The following is a 17,896-nucleotide window of genomic DNA, read 5'->3' as shown; positions in this document are numbered from 1 at the left end:
TGTTTTTCTGTGAACGATAAAATACTGTTGAAAACTAATTTAATAGAGCTTTTTATCTTTACATTGTAAATATTATTTTAGCATACACTTCAATCCGTTAAACTTATGGTACCAGAAACTAATTATACTGAAGATAATATACGTTCACTTGACTGGAAAGAACATATTCGTATGCGTCCTGGGATGTATATTGGTAAGTTAGGCGACGGTTCTTCTGCCGATGATGGTATTTATATTTTAGTAAAAGAGGTGTTAGACAACTCTATTGATGAGTATGTGATGGGAGCGGGTAAAACTATCGAAGTTTCGGTGCAAGGAGATAAAGTAATTGTTCGCGACTATGGTAGAGGTATTCCTTTAGGAAAGGTGGTAGATGTGGTTTCTAAAATGAATACAGGAGGTAAATATGACTCTCGCGCGTTTAAAAAGTCGGTAGGATTAAATGGGGTAGGTACTAAAGCAGTAAATGCTTTATCTAGTTATTTTAGAGTAGAGTCTACCAGAGACGGTAAATCAGCATCGGCAGAATTTGAAAAAGGGAATTTAACCCATCAAGATCTATTAGATGAAACCTCTCGTCGTAGAGGAACTAAAGTAACCTTTATCGCCGATGATACTATTTTTAAAAATTATAAGTATCGCCCAGAATACATTGTTCGATTACTTAAAAACTATGTGTATCTAAACCCAGGATTAACTATTGTTTTTAATGGAGAAAAGTTTTATTCAGAAAATGGATTAAAAGATTTATTAGAAGACAACAATAATCAAGACGATATGTTGTATCCTATAATTCATTTAAGAGGAGATGATATTGAAGTAGCAATAACACATAGTAAAACCCAATATTCAGAAGAATATCACTCGTTTGTAAATGGTCAAAACACGACACAGGGTGGTACGCATCAAGCAGCGTTTAGAGAAGCTTTGGTAAAAACTATTCGCGAATTTTACGGTAAAAACTTTGAGGCGTCAGATGTGCGTAAGTCGATTATTTCTGCCATTTCTATTAAAGTGATGGAGCCTGTTTTTGAAAGCCAAACAAAAACCAAATTAGGTTCTACCGAAATGGGAGGAGAGTTGCCAACAGTTCGCACGTACATTAATGATTTTCTAAAAACACAGCTCGATAATTATTTGCATAAAAATGCCGAAACGGCAGAAAAGCTTCAAAAAAAGATTTTACAGGCAGAAAAAGAACGTAAAGAATTATCAGGAATTCGAAAACTAGCACGTGATAGAGCAAAAAAAGCGAGCTTACATAATAAAAAATTACGCGATTGTCGTATTCATTTTGGCGACACTAAAAAAGAGGGATATTTAGAAACTACCTTGTTTATTACTGAGGGAGATTCGGCAAGTGGTTCTATTACTAAATCTCGTAATGTAAATACACAGGCTGTATTTAGTTTAAAAGGAAAACCATTAAACTCGTACGGGTTATCTAAAAAAATTGTATACGAAAATGAAGAATTCAACCTTCTACAAGCGGCATTAAATATTGAAGATGGGTTAGAAGATCTTCGTTACAATAATATTGTAATTGCTACTGATGCCGATGTAGATGGTATGCATATTCGATTGTTGTTAATAACCTTCTTTTTACAGTTTTTTCCAGAAGTTATTAAAGAAGGTCATCTGTATATTTTAGAAACCCCCTTGTTTAGAGTTCGAAATAAAAAGGAAACTATTTATTGTTATTCAGAAGAAGAAAAACAAGCAGCAATTAATAAACTACGAGGAAAACCAGAAATTACCCGATTTAAAGGATTGGGAGAAATTTCACCTAACGAATTTGTTCATTTTATTGGAGCTGATATTCGTTTAGATCCTGTAATGTTAGATAAAGAAATGTCGATAGAACAGATGTTAGAATTTTATATGGGTAAAAACACGCCTGACAGACAAAAATTTATCATTAATAACTTAAAAGTTGAGTTAGACTTAGTAGAAGAAGCTTAGTTTGTTTAATAGTTCTAAAAAATAGATGCAAAAACAAATAAACTACCCATAAACCGTTTAAAATTGATACATGAGTGAAGAAAATAATAATTACGAGCACGACGAAGAATTAAATCAATCTGTTGAAAATACCGAAACCATTACCAAGGTTACTGGTATGTATAAAGAGTGGTTTTTAGATTATGCCTCGTATGTAATTTTAGAACGAGCAGTACCTTCAATTGAAGATGGGTTTAAACCTGTACAACGCCGTATCATGCATTCGATGAAAGATTTAGATGATGGGCGTTATAATAAGGTAGCAAACATTGTTGGGCATACCATGCAGTATCATCCGCATGGAGATGCTTCTATAGGTGATGCCATGGTGCAGATGGGGCAAAAAGAATTGCTGATAGACATGCAAGGTAACTGGGGAAATATTTTAACTGGTGATCGGGCAGCGGCTTCTCGTTATATTGAAGCACGGTTATCAAAATTTGCCCTAGATGTTGTTTTTAATGCTAAAACTACCGAGTGGCAAGCCTCATACGATGGACGTAAAAAAGAACCTGTAAACTTGCCTGTAAAGTTTCCACTTTTGTTAGCACAAGGAGCAGAAGGTATTGCGGTAGGATTATCAACCAAAATTTTACCTCATAATTTTAATGAGTTAATCGACGCGTCTATCAAATATTTAAAAGGAAGAAGTTTTACTATTGTTCCTGATTTTTTAACGGGGGGTATTGTAGATGTAAGCGATTATAAAGACGGAAAAAGAGGTGGAAAAATAAGAGTTAGAGCAAAAATATCAGCACTCGACAAAAAAACACTAGTTATTAATGAAGTGCCTTTTGGCACTACAACCTCTTCTTTAATTGATAGTATTTTAAAAGCGAATGATAAAGGCAAAATAAAAATTAAGCAAATTGAAGATAATACCGCTGCTACGGTAGAAATTTTAGTGCATTTACCACCTAATGTGTCGCCTGATAAAACCATTGATGCATTATATGCCTTTACGAGTTGTGAAAACTCAATTTCGTCTTTGTGCTGTATTATCGAAGATAATAAACCTGTGTTTACAGGGGTTTCAGAAGTATTAAGAAAATCGACTGATTTTACCGTTGAATTGTTAAAGCGCGAATTAGAAATTCAGTTACACGAATTAGAAGAACAATGGCATTTTGCTTCGTTAGAACGTATATTTATCGAAAACAGAATTTACCGAGATATTGAAGAAGTAGAAACTTGGGAAGGGGTTATAGAAGCTATTGATAAAGGTTTACAACCACATACTAAACATCTTAAACGAGCAATTATCGAAGAAGATATTGTACGCCTAACAGAAATTAGAATTAAAAAGATTTCTAAGTTCGATATTGATAAGGCAAAACAATTTATTGAAGGGTTAGAAGAAAAAATAACAGAAGTAAAACACTATTTAGCAAATCTTATCACCTTTGCTATAGATTACTTTAAAGAATTAAAAACCAAATACGGAAAAGGAAAAGAACGTAAAACAGAAATACGAATTTTTGATGATATTGTGGCTACTAAGGTAGTTATGCGTAATGCAAAATTGTATGTAAATAGAGAAGAAGGGTTTATTGGAACGGCTCTAAAAAAGGACGAATATGTTACCGATTGTGCCGATATTGATGATATAATTGTTTTTAGAGATAACGGTACAATGCAAGTAACCAAAGTAGATTCTAAAACCTTTGTAGGTAAAGGAATTATACATGTAGCCGTTTTTAAAAAGAAAGACAAACGTACCGTATACAATATGGTTTATAGAGATGGCGCTAAAGGAGCATCGTATATGAAACGTTTTAACGTAACCTCAGTTACACGAGATAGAGAATATAATTTAGCAAATGATAATCCAAAGTCGAAAGTATTGTATTTTTCGGCTAATGCTAATGGAGAAGCAGAGGTGGTAACTATTTTACTACGAGCTGTAGGAAGTATTAAGAAATTAAAATGGGATGTTGATTTTTCAGATTTAGCGATTAAGGGACGTAGTGTTCGAGGTAATCAAGTTACTAAACATGCTATTAAAAAAGTAGAGTTTAAAGAAGCAGGAGTGTCTACTTTAAAGCCTCGAAAAATTTGGTTTGATGATACTGTACAGCGTTTAAATGTTGATGGAAGAGGAGAGTTGTTAGGTGAATTTAGAGCAGAAGATAAAATTTTAATTGCTACCCAATCAGGAAAAATTAAAGCAATTACTCCAGATTTGGCAATGCATTTTGATGATGATATGATTGTTCTTGAAAAATGGAACCCTAAAAAACCCATATCAGCTATTTATTTTGACGGAGAAAAACAACGGTATTATGTAAAACGATTTTTAATTGAAGCTACTGATAAAGAAGAGCTTTTTATTTCAGAACATGAAAAATCGCAATTAGAAATTGTGGCTACTGATTATAGACCCGTAGTAGAAATTGTGTTTTCTAAACGAGATGTAAAAAACATGGAGGTTAATTTAGAAGAGTTTATTAGTGTTAAAGGAATTAAAGCATTGGGTAATCAATTAACAACCGAAAAAATAAAACAAATAAACATTTTAGAAGCGCTTCCTTACGAAGAACCCACTGTAGAAGAAGTTGAAGTTGTAGAAGAAGAAATTATTGATAATGATGAGTTACCTATTGATGTGCCTAAAGTAGAGCCTACCATTAAAAAATCATCAACCATAGAAATGTCTGATAAAGAGGAAAAGAAAAAAGAGCTTATAAAAAAGGCAATTCAAAAGAAAAAACAAAATAACGACGACAATCAGCAAAAACTATTTTAACGGTTAGCTTTTTAAGGTTTAAATGGCGTTAAGTTAAGTAAGATCTTAAAAAAATACTTTTAAAGGTTGTGTTAAATACGTTTTTTTATCCAGGTATTAAAACTGTGAAAATTTTGAGGAGCAACACCATGCCCAACAGGATACTCAGAGTATTGGTTTTGTAGTTGTAAGTTGTTTAAAAACACAGGTGCTTTTCGCGCCCAATCAACAGGTAATACTTGGTCGACTGTTCCGTGAGAAATATAATAATCGGTAGTAATATCTTCTTTTATATGTGTGGGCAGTAGGTCTTCATTTATATAACCGCTTAATGCAATTACATGTTGCACTTTGTTAGGGTAGTTAAAACTTACAGCATAACTTAAAATAGCACCTTGACTAAACCCTAATAAAAAAGTATTGTTTGCATCAGTATGGTATTTGGCTTTAATTTCGTCAATAAACGAGGCAATAGCTTCAATTGATTTTTTAGCTTCATTTAAATCAGAAAATTTACCATTTTGGTCATCAAAATTTATCGCATACCAAGCGTACCCGCCAAAACCCATACTATAAGGTGCGCGAGCACTAACAATTAATAATTCATCTGGAAGCTCATTTGCAAACGAAAACAAATCTTCTTCGTTACTACCATAACCATGTAGTAAAATTAGCAAAGGTGGATTTGTAATTGCAGTTTTAGGCTCTCTTAAGAGGTAATGTAACATTAAATATTTTTAAACCATTCTTGAAATTGGTCACCAAATATTGGAATTTTCTTTTCTTCACCTTTTATAGCTCCCATAAAACCGATTATCCAAAGAATAACTAATGCAACTCCAATAATTCCAGCGGCAACAGAACTTACGTATTTTTGAATAATCCAACTGTTTAATAACTGTATAATACACAAGCCAATCATTTGACGAATATGAAAACTTACAAATGAATTTTTTTTACTATTATTTAAAATATATGCTACTATAGTGCCTATTATAGTTAAATAACTAATAATTGCATTGGTTTTACCTTCGTTTACTGTTTGATTTTCTATCATTTTATCTCCCATGATGTTATTAATTTAATATAAGTTGATTGTTGTTAAAAACGCCGTATGCTTTTCCTTCCATTTTTTTGCCAATAAATATACTGTTTTTTGAGGTGGATAAAATATTTTGTTCAGAAAAAGTATATTCAGTTTTCGGATTAAAGAGAGATAAATCTGCTTTTTCACCTTTTTTTATAGAGGTTGATGTTAATCCAAATCGTTTTTTAGGGTTTATTGAAAGGCATTTTACTATGGTTTCAATATCTAATACCGAGTTTAAAGCGCCAAAAGCACTTTCTAAACCAATAGTACCGTTTTTGGCTTGGCTATATTCTACCTTTTTATGTTCAATGTCAATAGGGTTGTGATCTGAAGTAATGATGTCAATAGTACCCTCTTTAACTCCTTTTTGTAGAGCTTTTGTGTCTTTTAAGGTTCGTAAAGGTGGGTTTACCTTTGTGTTTGAATCAAAATTGTGAAGTTCATTATCGGTTAATAATAAGTTATGAACGGCTACGCTACAAGTTACATTTATTCCTTTTTTCTTAGCCTCTTTAATCAGTTTTACTGAGTTTGCTGTAGAAATGGTGGGTATATGTAATTTGCCTCCAGTATATTCTAAAATAAATAAATCACGTGCAATTTGTAATTCTTCTGCTAAGGCAGGAGCACCTTTTAACCCTAGTTTGGTTGAGTTAATGCCTTCGTTTACAATTCCCATACCCGCAATGGCATTATTTTTAGGAAAACTCAATATTAATCCGTCAAAATTTTGAGCATATAAAAGAGCTATTTTTAATAAATTGTCATTAAAAACGGGTTTGTTATAATCGCTAAAAGCAATGGCTCCCGATTGTTGCATGTCAAACAATTCAGCCATTTCAGCACCTTTGCTTTGTTGTGTAAGGGCTGCTATTGGGTATAGGCTTGTGGCCTGTTTATTGGCTGTGTTTGTTAAAAACTCAACACCTGCTTTGTTATCAATAATAGGGTTGGTGTTTGCATTTACTGCAACAGAGGTAAAACCGCTTTTAGCGGCAACTTGTAATCCGTTTACAATAGTTTCTCGCTCTTCAAAACCAGGTTCGCCAAAAGACACACTAGTGTCAAACCAGCCACAAGAAATATGTAAATTGTCGAGATTAACAACTGTATAGTCACTTTTTTTGTCAATAGTAGTTGCTATTTTTTCAATAATACCATTTGTAATTAAAATATCCTTTTGTTGTTTATGGTGCGGACCTGTAGGATCGATAATTATTGCCGACTTAATGAGCGTACTCATACTTTGAAGAATTTTAGAATTAAAATTTCTAGAAGCAAAGATACAATAGCCAAGGCTAAAAACCATTGCCAAAGCCAATGAACTTTATTTTTTTTATTTATATCCGTAAAAACTTCTTTTACAGAGGTAGCTGTTTCTATGTTTTTAGCAATGTCTAGAGTTTTAATATCTAAAAATTGTAAAGCGCTTTCTTCTTTTTGATAGTTGTAGGCTATTGATTGCAAGGTGTCTTTTTGCTGCGTAATGTAATAAAAACCAGCTTCATTAGGTTGGTCTTGTGTGGTTAAACTGACCTTGTTTTGAGAAATTTGTTGTAGCGGAATAAAAGTGGTGTGGTTATTTTTTATCGTTAAAATATCATCTTTATTTAATTGAGTATTAATTTCTATAGTGTTGTTTTGATTAAGCCTGTAATATAATTTGGTATGTTGTAGACTTTGTTGAGCAATATTGTAAAAAACTGGAACGATTAAAGGCGAATTAGTAAAGTTGCTATATTGTTTTTGTAATGGAGAAGCCACCCAAAAAAGTTTACTGTTAGGTAAATCAATTTGTTGAATAAAGCCCGTTTTATTTTCAAAAGAAATAATATTACTACTCTTATTAAAAGCGGAAGGGAAATAATTTTGTACAAAAGGATATTGAAAATTATCTATTTTTTTAAAAAACACATTTTTTAGTAAGGGGTGTTCAAAATTAATAGTTGTTATTTTTAAACTGTCTTTTTTGTTTGGCAAGAGTTTGCCTGCTGATAAATTTTTAAATAATAAATTGTATGATGGTATTGCAGATTCAGCATTGGGTATTATAGTTAAGTAACCTCCTTTTTTACAAAAATCGGTAAGACTAGAAATTAAAGAAGACGGAATTTCGGTAAGCTCATTTAATATAATAAGTTGCTGTTTTGCAAACGAATTGTAGTTGGTGTTTTTAAGTGGAATGCTTGTGAAATTAAATTCGTTTTTTGTGTAAATTTTACTTAAAAAAGAAGTCCTTTTTTCAATGCTTAAAACATTAATTTTTTTGGTGTTATTTAAAGTGAAGTAGAAGGTGTTGTCAAAACCAAAAGTATCGCTAAAAGTTATTTTTATTTTACCTAAAAAAACAGGTTGTTTTTGAATTAAAAACTGAATGGTTTTACTATTGTTTTCGGGTATAGAAAAAGATTGTTTGCTAATTAATTTTTCGTTGTTGAAAATTGCAATAGGAATATTTTCTAAAGCTTTGCCTTGATTTTTTATAACAATGTTAACAGAGGTATTGTCAGTATTATGGTCGCTTATAAAAACACTATCAATAGAAAGATTACTTTGTTGTGAATTTTTTAACTTTATAAGAGATAAAGGTTGATTTACATTTGTAAAATTACTTTTATAAGTATTCTGAAAGTCAGATATTAATATGTTTTTATATGAAGTGTTAGTTTTAGTTTTATTTTCGCTGTTTATTTTTAATAAAATATCATTTAAGGTTAATGTTTTTGATGTGTTTTTTATAGATAAAAGCGTATTTTTTAATTCTGGCGACGATAATTTAGGGTAATAATTATCATTAGTAAGTAATGAAAATTGGTCTTTATCAGAAATATTTTCTATGATTTCTTGTATCGTATTTTGTAATAAATTGCCCTTTTCACCTTCGCTATTAGTACTTAATGAGTTATCTAAATAAATAAAATTGTGTTGGGTTTTGGCTATATTTTTATTGCTAAAATAAGGTTGTGAAAAAGCAAAAACTAACGCTGCAAGTAATAGTGTTCGAACGGCTAATAATAACCATTTTTTTAACCGTGAACTTTTACGGGTTTGCAATACTAATTTTTGTAAAAAAGCAACGTTTGTAAAAGGTACTTTTACAAACCGTTGTAGTTGGAATAAATGCACCAAAATAGGGATTATTAAAAGTGCAAGAAAATATAAAATTTCAGGATGTTTAAATTGCATATTTTAAATAAACTAATTGTAAAAATAGCTATTTAGATGATTAAAAAAAGAAACTCTTTAAAAATCTATTTAGAAAAAAAAAGTTTTGGTAGTGATGGTTTATAAATTAATTATTCAACATAATACCATTTTACTTTTTAAATGCTGTGTAAGCGGTTTAATAATCAATAGGTATTGTCAAAATTTAAATTGGTAATCGTTGTTTATTTTTTATCGTTTTATAATCGTATGCTAAATGTAATTACTATTCAAATTAGTATCTTTACGTTTTTTAAACAAAATTATGTTTAATGCTTAGGCTCTGTTAATGCTACAGAGCGTATTAATTATTATGTAATCAACTCTTTTTAGCTAGATGAACGTTAGCCACATTCCGTTTTATAAAACAGGTTTTTTTTCTAAAATAATAGCTGATTACCTATCAGAAAAAGAAACTATTCGCTTTTTTTATCATAATTATCCAAATTTTAATGGATTTAAAAAACAAATAGAAGAAAAACAAGCGTCTTTTTTAAACGAAAAAAGGCAGGTTTTAGTTCGCGCTATACAAAATCAATATGCGGCTATAAATGCATCAAATAAAACGCAAAAAAATATTGAGGCTTTATTGCAAGAGAATACCTTTACGGTTACAACAGGGCATCAATTAAACTTGTTTACGGGTCCGTTATATTTTTTATACAAAATTATTTCTACTATTAATTTATGTGAAGAATTAACTCAAAAATTTCCTAAAAAAAATTTTGTTCCAGTATATTGGATGGCTACCGAAGACCATGACTTCGCCGAGATTAATTATTTTAATTTTAAAGGTATAAAGGTACAATGGAATACCAATCAAAAAGGTGCGGTAGGGCGTTTTTCAACTGATGGGTTAGCATTGGTTTTAGAGCGTTTTTCAGAAGAGTTAGGAGATAGTGAGCATGCTGAGTTTTTAAAAAATCTGTTTTATCAAGCTTATGTAACCCATTCTAAATTAGCTGATGCGACAAGGTATATTGCTAACGAGTTATTTGGGGCATACGGCTTGGTAGTTTTAGATTCAGATTCATCTGAGTTAAAACAACAATTTACACCCTATGTAAAAGATGAATTATTGGCTAACACTTCATTTAAAGCAGTGTCAAACACTAATGATTCTTTAAAAGAAAACTATGCTATACAAGTAAACCCTCGTGAAATTAACTTGTTTTATTTAAAAAATAACCTTAGAGAACGAATAGTTGTTGAAAATCAAGAATATAAAGTGCATAATACAGCTATTACTTTTACAAAAGATGAAATTTTAGAAGAAGTAGAGCGGTTTCCTGACCGATTTTCGCCCAATGTAATTATGCGCCCGTTATATCAAGAGGTGATTTTACCAAACTTGTGCTATATTGGTGGTGGTGGAGAGTTGGCTTATTGGTTACAGTTGAAAAAATATTTTAATACAGTAGCGGTACCATTTCCTATTTTGTTGTTGCGAAATTCTGTTCAAATTATATCTCAAAAGCAACAAAAAAAATTAGATAAATTGCATATTTCAATACCTCAGTTATTTTTGAAGCAAAATGATTTAGTGGTGAAAAAAGTAAAAGAAAACACGAAAATATCTTTTGATTTTACCCAACAAAAAACATTTTTACAAGAGCAATTTTTACAGCTTAAAAATATAGCAAAACAAACGGATGTTACTTTTTTAGGAGCTGTAAATGCTCAAGAACAAAAACAGCTAAAAGGACTAGAAAATCTTGAAAAAAGGTTGATTAAGGCTGAAAAAAGAAAACAAAAAGACTTGGTTGAGCGTATAAAACTACTTCAAAACGAATTATTGCCAAATCAAAGTTTAGAAGAGCGACAGCGTAATTTTTCTGAATATTACCTAGCTTATGGTGATATGTTTTTAAAAACACTTAAAAATACCCTAAAACCGTTGCAATTAGAATTTACGGTAGTTGTTTTTGAAAATTGAGTTTTTTAAAAATGCATTTAAAAAATAAAAGCCCTATAGTATTAAAAACTGTAGGGCTTTGCTATTCTAGTAAAATGTTTTTTACAAATGGATTACTTCATCGTAAGCATCTGCAACAGCTTCCATAACCGCTTCACTCATAGTTGGGTGAGGGTGAATAGCTTTTAACACTTCGTGACCTGTTGTTTCTAGTTTGCGACCTAAAACCGCTTCGGCAATCATATCGGTAACACCAGCGCCAATCATATGACAACCTAACCATTCGCCATATTTAGCATCAAAAATTACTTTTACAAAACCATCGGGTGTGCCAGCTGCTTTTGCTTTTCCTGAAGCTGAGAATGGAAATTTACCAATTTTTAATTCATAACCAGCTGCTTTTGCTTTTTCTTCGGTTAAACCAACTGAAGCAATTTCAGGAGTTGCGTAAGTACAACCTGGAATATTTCCATAGTCAATAGGTTCGGTATGTAATCCTGCAATTTTTTCTACACACGTAATTCCTTCTGCCGAAGCTACGTGCGCTAGTGCTGGTCCAGGGGTAACATCACCAATAGCATAGTAGCCAGGAATGTTAGTTTGGTACCAGTCGTTTACCAAAATTTTATCTCTGTCGGTAATAATACCAACATCTTCTAAACCAATGTTTTCAATATTTGTTTTAATACCAACTGCAGATAAAACAATATCGGCTTCTAAAATTTCTTCTCCTTTTTTAGTTTTTACGGTAGCTTTTACACCTTTACCAGAGGTGTCTACAGACTCAACAGAAGAGCTTGTCATAATTTTAACACCTGCTTTTTTAAATGAACGCTCCATTTGTTTAGATACATCGTTATCTTCTACAGGAACAATGGTAGGCATAAATTCGACAATAGTAACATCGGTACCTATAGCGTTATAGAAGTGAGCAAACTCAACCCCAATGGCTCCTGAACCAACAACAATCATTGATTTAGGTTGTTTAGGTAAATTCATTGCTTCTCGGTAGCCAATAACTTTTTTACCATCTTGAGGTAAATTAGGTAACTCACGAGAGCGTGCTCCAGTAGCTATAATAATATGGTCAGCACTATATTCAGTTACTTTACCGTCTTTATCGGTTACAGCTACTTTTTTGTCGGTTTTAATTTTACCAAAACCATCAATAACATCAATCTTGTTTTTTTTCATGAGGAATTGAACTCCTTTACTCATGCTTTCTGCAACACCTCGGCTACGTTTAATAACCGCGTCAAAATCTTTATCAATTGCTTCGGCTTTTAAACCGTATTGGTCTACGTGTTTTAGGTAATCGTATACTTGTGCAGACTTTAATAAGGCTTTGGTAGGAATACAACCCCAGTTTAAGCAAATTCCGCCTAAGTTTTCTTTCTCTATTACTGCGGTTTTAAACCCTAATTGAGAGGCTCTAATTGCAGTTACATAACCTCCAGGGCCACTTCCAATTATTAGTACGTCGTATTTCATATTTTAAGATGTTTTATCGTTTAGTGTTTATTTTTAATATTAATTATAGTTAATTGTGTAGGATTAAAAACAACGTCATTAATACCTAATTTTTTACTCGTGTAGCTAAAAACTATATGGGTAAAATAATGAATAAAAGTTAAACCAACAATGGCTAAAAAAGGGACTCCCAATAATTGATAAGGCCAAAAATAAGTCCATGTACCTAAATTAATAGCTATCATTTCACCCAAAGCTGGAAAAAATAAAGCCATTAAAAGAATTAAGGAATTTCTTGAAGCATTGGATAAATTTGGAAACTGAGTATATATTTGAACTTCTATTCTATACATTAAAACAAACGCACCAGCCCAACCAAAAAATAGCCATTTAGGAATTTGACTAGTAACATCATGATATTCCCAATGATTGTAAGTCGTTCCTAAATATTCAACTAAAATCCCTATTAACCCTGTAAAAACAAGTCCAGTAACAAATATAGGGCTATAGGTATTGTTTTTTACAGAAGAGTAAATAGAGTGAATTATTTTTAGACCTAATACTACGGCTAGTATTAAATCATATTGATGGAAAACACCAATAATAACTCCGCCAATTACTAACTTAAGGGTACTTAGAATTAGTGTTTTTTTCATAAGCAGTACTTTTTTACATTCTTTCAGGAACCTGAATTCCTAATAATTTAAATGCTGATTTTATGGTGTCAGCTACCTTTTTAGATAATTGAACTCTAAATACTTTTTTGTTATTATCTTCTTCTCCTAAAATAGAAACATTTTGGTAAAAAGAATTAAACTCTTTTACCAAGTCGTAGGTGTAATTAGCAATAATAGCAGGAGAGTAATTTGCTGCTGCTTGTTCAATTATTCCAGGGTATAGCTCTAGTTGTTTAATTAATTCTTTTTCTTTAGGATGTAATGATATTTCAATTTTATCTAACGAATCGTTATAGTTAAAATTAGCTTTGCGTAAAATCGATTGAATTCTTGCATAGGTATATTGCACAAATGGCCCCGTGTTTCCTTGAAAATCAACCGATGCTTTAGGGTCAAATAAAATACGTTTTTTAGGGTCAACTTTTAAAATGAAATATTTTAAGGCTCCTAAACCAATTGTTTTGTATAATTTTTCTTTTTCTTCAGCCGAATAACCTTCTAATTTTCCTAGTTCTTCTGATATAAGTTTTGCTGTATCAGTCATTTCATCTATTAAATCGTCGGCATCAACAACGGTACCTTCTCTTGATTTCATTTTTCCAGAAGGTAAATCTACCATGCCGTAACTTAAATGGTATAAATTGGCTGCCCAAGAGTACCCTAGTTTTTTTAGGATTAAAAATAACACTTTAAAGTGATAATCTTGTTCGTTGCCTACAGTATAAATCATTCCATTTACATCTGGAAAATCTTTAGTGCGTTGTACAGCAGTACCAATGTCTTGAGTTATGTAAACGGCGGTTCCGTCTGAACGTAATACTAATTTTTCATCGAGCCCTTCATCTTTTAAATCACACCATACTGAACCATCATCTTTTTTGAAGAAAACCCCTTTTTTAAGTCCTTCTTCAATAATGTCTTTTCCTAATAAATATGTTTTGCTTTCGTAGTATAATTTGTCAAAATCAACACCAATATTGTGGTAGGTAATATCAAATCCATCATACACCCAATTGTTCATCATATTCCAAAGTGTAACGATTTTTTCATCACCAGCTTCCCACTTACGTAGCATTTCTTGTGCTTCTAAAAATATTGGAGCTTGTTTTTTTGCATCGTCTTCGGTAATTCCGTTTAAAACTAATTCAGCAATTTCTTTTTTATATTCTTGGTCAAATTTCACATAGTAGTTTCCCACTAACTTATCACCCTTTAAGCCAGTAGATTCAGGTGTTTCGCCATTTCCAAACTTTTCCCAAGCTAACATTGATTTACAAATATGGATACCGCGATCGTTAATTATTTGTGTTTTATAAACTTTGTGACCTGCAGCTTTTAAAATTTCAGCAACCGAATACCCTAATAATACATTTCGAATATGCCCTAAGTGTAAGGGTTTGTTCGTATTAGGTGAAGAATATTCTACCAGACGCGCATCGGTTTCTTTTTTTGACGCAAAACCATAGGTTGGATTGGTGGCTATTTGGTTAAAAAAGTTTAGATAATAAATGTCGCTAATGGTTAAGTTTAAAAAGCCTTTAACAATGTTGTAACTTTTAATTTCGCTGATGTTGTCAACCAGATATTTTCCAATATCTTCGCCAATTTGCACAGGATTTCCTTTTTTATATCGCAATAAAGGGAAAATAACCACTGTAATGTCACCTTCAAAATCTTTACGAGTAGCTTGAAATTCTACATTTGGAATTTCTACGTCATATAAAGTTAAAAATCCTTCTTTTACTTTCGTTTCAATTAACGATTCAATAGTCATTGGCTGTTTAATTATCCTGCAAAATTACTACTTTTAATTTTTTTATTGCACGATTTTTTCTGTGATTTTTTAAGGTGCCATAGTCGTTTACTTAGTTACGGCTTTTGTACCTTTGTGTTATGGATAAAGATCTTGAAAATTTATCAAAGCTAGCTAAAGATGTTTTAAGTGAAAATAAAAAGTATTTTCAAAAATTAAAAAAGCGAACGCCTAAACGGTTAGATCTGCTAATGCAAGAATTACACGATGAAGAATTTAAGCGTACAGATTGTTTAGCTTGTGCAAATTGTTGTAAAACTACATCGCCCATATTTACTGAAAAAGATATTGAACGTATTGCAAAATATTTACGAATAAAGGTGATTGATTTTACAAACCAATATTTACGGCGCGATGAAGATAATTTTATGGTATTGCAATCTGCTCCATGTACTTTTTTAGATGAAACCGATAATACTTGTTTTATTTATAATGTTCGTCCGAAGGCGTGTTCAGAATACCCACATACCGATCGGAAAAAGTTTATTCAATTGACTGATTTGACTATTAAAAATACAGCGGTTTGTCCTGCTACCTACAGAATAGTTGAAGAGTTAAAGAAACGCTTACCTCAGTAGGTAAAAAAAGTAACGTTCAATAAAACGAAGTTGTATGGGTTAATTTTATTTTCTAATAAGTGAAAAATGCCCAGTCTTAATATGAACATTTCCTTTTTTATCGGTTAGTGTAGCTTTGAACCAGTAATCATTAGAAGAAACTTGTTTGTTTTTGTACATTCCGTCCCAACCGTCTCCATCAATATCTAGTTTAGTAAGCACTTTACCTAGTCTGTTAAAAATATAGATTTCACTTTTTGGATAAAAACTAGAATTTACGCCTTTTATTTGCCAAGTATCATTATATCCATCATCATTGGGGGTAAAAAAGTTAGGGAATTCAATAACCGATACATCTATACGAGCAACTCCACAACCATTTTTATCGCGTGCTAAAACCGTGTAAATATTACCTTCTAAATTTTCAAAAATAGGGCTGTCTTGATAATCAACTAGAATGATTCCGTTGGTATCTAATAGTGAAAATTCATAATCACCTTCGCCTAAGTTATGATTGTCATTGTTGATACTAATAGTATTATTGTCGTTACCGTCTTTAACAATAATGTCGTCTAATGTAAGGGTTGCAATATTTGATTGGTTAACTGTAATGGTTTTTGTTTTAGAACATTCAGAGCCATTTGTGGTAGTTGCTGTAACGGTATATTTACCAGGTTCAAAAACATTTTGAGAAATATCAGTACCTAGATTATTTCCATTAGCATCTTTCCACTGATAAGTATATTCACCGTCAGGATTTTCAACTTGTAAGGTAAGTGGGGTATTGTTTAAACAAATATATTGAGGTGAGGTTACCTCGAAATCAGGTACCGAATTAACCTTTACTAGAAAAGAAAAATTATCGTTAACACAACCCGTTGCTTTGTTTTGTACTCGCACGTAAATGGTTTGTTGGTGGGCGGTGGTATTGGTAAAAGGCGAATGTAAAGAGTTTGTTCCGCTAGAGGCTTCTGCTTTAGATAGGTGAAAAGTTACAATAAAATCATCGGGGTCTTGTGAAACACCTAAAATATCAGGTATTTGACTATCGAGGTCAAAATTTTGTACAATACCATTGGTGTCATCTAGATCTGTCAAATCATCACACATAAATAAGTCTGATACAGGATGTGATGGGTCTGAATTAGCAAGTGGTTCGGGATTAATCAGTACATCAAAATTTGAAATATCATTAATGCAATTGGTCTTATTATTAACAATTCTAATATAGATTCTTTGTTTATAAGGAATTGTATTAGAAAAAGGACTGGTTAATTGGTTTGTTCCATTTTGAGCATCGGCAAGCGAAGCGTGATAGGTTACGGTATAAGAGGCGGCATCTTGACTTCCTAAAATACCAGAAGTTTGACTTTCTAAATTAATATTTTGAGCAAACCCATTACGAGCCGACCCGTCAGAATCATCATCACATACTTGTAAATCGTCCACATGATTAGCAATAGGTATAGGATTTACAATAAGGTTGAAAGTGGTATTGCTTGTATAGCATCCCGTATTTTTATTAGTAACCCGTACGTAAATAGTTTGTTGGTTGGCAATGGTGTTTGTAAAAGGAGAACTCAAGAGGTTGTTTCCATTTTCTGCATCAGTTTTGCTACTGTGGTAGGTTACTTGAAAAGTAGCTGGGTCTTGATTTCCTAAAACAGTAGGTGTTTGACTTTCTAAATCAAAATTTTGAATTCCATTTGTATTAGAACCATCTGAGGCATCATCACACAGCACTAAATCACTAGCAGGATTAGCCTTAGGCTTTGGATTGACAATAAGGTCAAAATCAGTTAGGTCGTTAAAACAGCTGGTGGTGTTGTTTTCAACTCGTACATAAATGGTTTGTTGGTTAGCGGTAGTATTGGTAAAACTGGTAGGATTGGTAATTTGATTACTACCACTCGTAGCATCAGCTTTATTGGTATAATAGGTTACCGAGAAATCACTCGAGCTTTGTGTTCCGAGTATGGTACTGTTTTGAGCGGTTAGGTCAAAGGTTTGTATACCATCGGTATCATCATCACACAGCACTAAATCACTAGCAGGCTCAGCCTTAGGTTTTGGATTGACAATAAGGTCAAAATCAGTTAAGTCGTTAAAACAGCTGGTGGTGTTGTTTTCAACTCGTACATAAATGGTTTGTTGGTTAGCGGTAGTATTGGTGAAGCTCGCAGGATTGGTAATTTTATTGCTACCACTCGTAGCATCAGCTTTATTGGTATAATAGGTTACCGAGAAATCACTCGAGCTTTGTGTTCCGAGTATGGTACTGTTTTGAGCGGTTAGGTCAAAGGTTTGTATGCCATCAGTATCATCATCACACAGCACTAAATCATTAGCAGGATTAGCCTTAGGTTTTGGATTGACAATAAGGTCAAAATCAGTTAAGTCGTTAAAACAGCTGGTGGTGTTGTTTTCAACTCGTACATAAATGG

General features: G+C 32.2%; 12 protein-coding genes. 4 read left to right on the top strand and 8 right to left on the bottom strand.

All coding sequences use genetic code 11. The features are described from left to right. The first annotated feature begins 105 nt into the window (after positions 1-105). Together AB2B44_RS00060 and AB2B44_RS00055 are read left to right on the top strand one after the other, a co-directional pair. Positions 106-1,962, top strand: a complete 1,857-nt coding sequence (locus tag AB2B44_RS00060) for a DNA topoisomerase IV subunit B (RefSeq protein ID WP_369047514.1) — start codon at positions 106-108, stop codon at positions 1,960-1,962. 70 nt (positions 1,963-2,032) lie between these two features. Next, a complete protein-coding gene (locus AB2B44_RS00055) occupies positions 2,033-4,747 on the top strand; it encodes a DNA gyrase/topoisomerase IV subunit A (RefSeq protein ID WP_369047513.1) in 2,715 nt (904 codons plus the stop codon). A gap of 71 nt (positions 4,748-4,818) precedes the next feature. Here AB2B44_RS00055 and AB2B44_RS00050 read toward each other — a convergent pair whose 3' ends face one another. Genes AB2B44_RS00050 through AB2B44_RS00035 form a run of 4 tightly spaced genes read right to left on the bottom strand, consistent with a single transcriptional unit; the run spans position 4,819 to position 9,002 of the window. Then, positions 4,819-5,454: an alpha/beta hydrolase gene (locus AB2B44_RS00050; RefSeq protein ID WP_369047512.1), complete on the bottom strand. Its 636-nt coding sequence runs from the start codon at positions 5,452-5,454 to the stop codon at positions 4,819-4,821. After that, positions 5,454-5,795 carry a DUF4870 domain-containing protein gene (locus AB2B44_RS00045; protein WP_369047511.1) on the bottom strand — a complete coding sequence of 114 codons (342 nt, stop codon included), beginning with the start codon at positions 5,793-5,795 and terminating at the stop codon, positions 5,454-5,456. Before AB2B44_RS00045 ends, AB2B44_RS00050 begins: the two co-directional genes overlap by 1 nt. 7 nt (positions 5,796-5,802) lie before the next feature. Next, a complete protein-coding gene (locus tag AB2B44_RS00040; RefSeq protein ID WP_369047510.1) occupies positions 5,803-7,059 on the bottom strand; it encodes a dihydroorotase family protein in 1,257 nt (418 codons plus the stop codon). Further along, positions 7,056-9,002 (bottom strand): BatA domain-containing protein, encoded by a 1,947-nt coding sequence (locus tag AB2B44_RS00035; protein ID WP_369047509.1) that lies wholly within the window; start codon positions 9,000-9,002, stop codon positions 7,056-7,058. The genes AB2B44_RS00040 and AB2B44_RS00035 overlap by 4 nt, the downstream gene beginning before the upstream one ends. A 355-nt stretch (positions 9,003-9,357) precedes the next feature. Here AB2B44_RS00035 and bshC point away from each other — a divergent pair, with 355 nt between their 5' ends. Further along, positions 9,358-10,956 (top strand): bacillithiol biosynthesis cysteine-adding enzyme BshC, encoded by a 1,599-nt coding sequence (bshC, locus tag AB2B44_RS00030; protein ID WP_369047508.1) that lies wholly within the window; start codon positions 9,358-9,360, stop codon positions 10,954-10,956. An 81-nt stretch (positions 10,957-11,037) separates the two neighbouring features. On the opposite strand, the gene lpdA is transcribed toward bshC, so the two are convergent. From lpdA to argS, 3 genes are read right to left on the bottom strand one after another with little or no spacing between them, the layout of a single operon-like run. Beyond that, positions 11,038-12,426: a dihydrolipoyl dehydrogenase gene (gene lpdA, locus AB2B44_RS00025; RefSeq protein WP_369047507.1), complete on the bottom strand. Its 1,389-nt coding sequence runs from the start codon at positions 12,424-12,426 to the stop codon at positions 11,038-11,040. Positions 12,427-12,446: 20 nt separating this feature from the next. Further along, on the bottom strand, positions 12,447-13,061 hold the full coding sequence (locus tag AB2B44_RS00020; RefSeq protein ID WP_369047506.1) for a hypothetical protein: 615 nt from the start codon (positions 13,059-13,061) through the stop codon (positions 12,447-12,449). A gap of 13 nt (positions 13,062-13,074) precedes the next feature. Then, entirely contained in the window at positions 13,075-14,856 is a 1,782-nt protein-coding gene (gene argS, locus AB2B44_RS00015; RefSeq protein ID WP_369047505.1) for an arginine--tRNA ligase, read from the bottom strand. A 119-nt stretch (positions 14,857-14,975) separates the two neighbouring features. Between argS and AB2B44_RS00010 the strand changes: the two genes are divergently transcribed. Continuing rightward, complete coding sequence (locus AB2B44_RS00010) at positions 14,976-15,473, top strand: YkgJ family cysteine cluster protein (RefSeq protein WP_369047504.1); 498 nt, start codon at positions 14,976-14,978, stop codon at positions 15,471-15,473. A gap of 45 nt (positions 15,474-15,518) precedes the next feature. Here the strand turns inward: AB2B44_RS00010 and AB2B44_RS00005 are convergent. Further along, a partial coding sequence (locus AB2B44_RS00005) for a T9SS type B sorting domain-containing protein (protein ID WP_369047503.1) occupies positions 15,519-17,896 on the bottom strand: 2,378 nt, incomplete at its 5' end.

It is taken from the genome of Tenacibaculum sp. UWU-22 (assembly GCF_041021355.1).
In the GTDB taxonomy this organism is placed as follows: Bacteria; Bacteroidota; Bacteroidia; order Flavobacteriales; family Flavobacteriaceae; genus Polaribacter.
Note: the sequence above shows the minus strand (reverse complement) of the source record. Positions and strands in the feature narration are given on the sequence as shown.

Excerpts from the sequence above, each read along its gene's own strand:
- AB2B44_RS00060 (WP_369047514.1), top strand. The coding sequence starts at position 106 with ATGGTACCAGAAACTAATTATACTGAAGATAATATACGTTCACTTGAC.
- AB2B44_RS00055 (WP_369047513.1), top strand. The coding sequence starts at position 2,033 with ATGAGTGAAGAAAATAATAATTACGAGCACGACGAAGAATTAAATCAA.
- AB2B44_RS00050 (WP_369047512.1), bottom strand. The coding sequence starts at position 5,454 with ATGTTACATTACCTCTTAAGAGAGCCTAAAACTGCAATTACAAATCCA.
- AB2B44_RS00045 (WP_369047511.1), bottom strand. The coding sequence starts at position 5,795 with ATGGGAGATAAAATGATAGAAAATCAAACAGTAAACGAAGGTAAAACC.
- AB2B44_RS00040 (WP_369047510.1), bottom strand. The coding sequence starts at position 7,059 with ATGAGTACGCTCATTAAGTCGGCAATAATTATCGATCCTACAGGTCCG.
- AB2B44_RS00035 (WP_369047509.1), bottom strand. The coding sequence starts at position 9,002 with ATGCAATTTAAACATCCTGAAATTTTATATTTTCTTGCACTTTTAATA.
- bshC (WP_369047508.1), top strand. The coding sequence starts at position 9,358 with ATGAACGTTAGCCACATTCCGTTTTATAAAACAGGTTTTTTTTCTAAA.
- lpdA (WP_369047507.1), bottom strand. The coding sequence starts at position 12,426 with ATGAAATACGACGTACTAATAATTGGAAGTGGCCCTGGAGGTTATGTA.
- AB2B44_RS00020 (WP_369047506.1), bottom strand. The coding sequence starts at position 13,061 with ATGAAAAAAACACTAATTCTAAGTACCCTTAAGTTAGTAATTGGCGGA.
- argS (WP_369047505.1), bottom strand. The coding sequence starts at position 14,856 with ATGACTATTGAATCGTTAATTGAAACGAAAGTAAAAGAAGGATTTTTA.
- AB2B44_RS00010 (WP_369047504.1), top strand. The coding sequence starts at position 14,976 with ATGGATAAAGATCTTGAAAATTTATCAAAGCTAGCTAAAGATGTTTTA.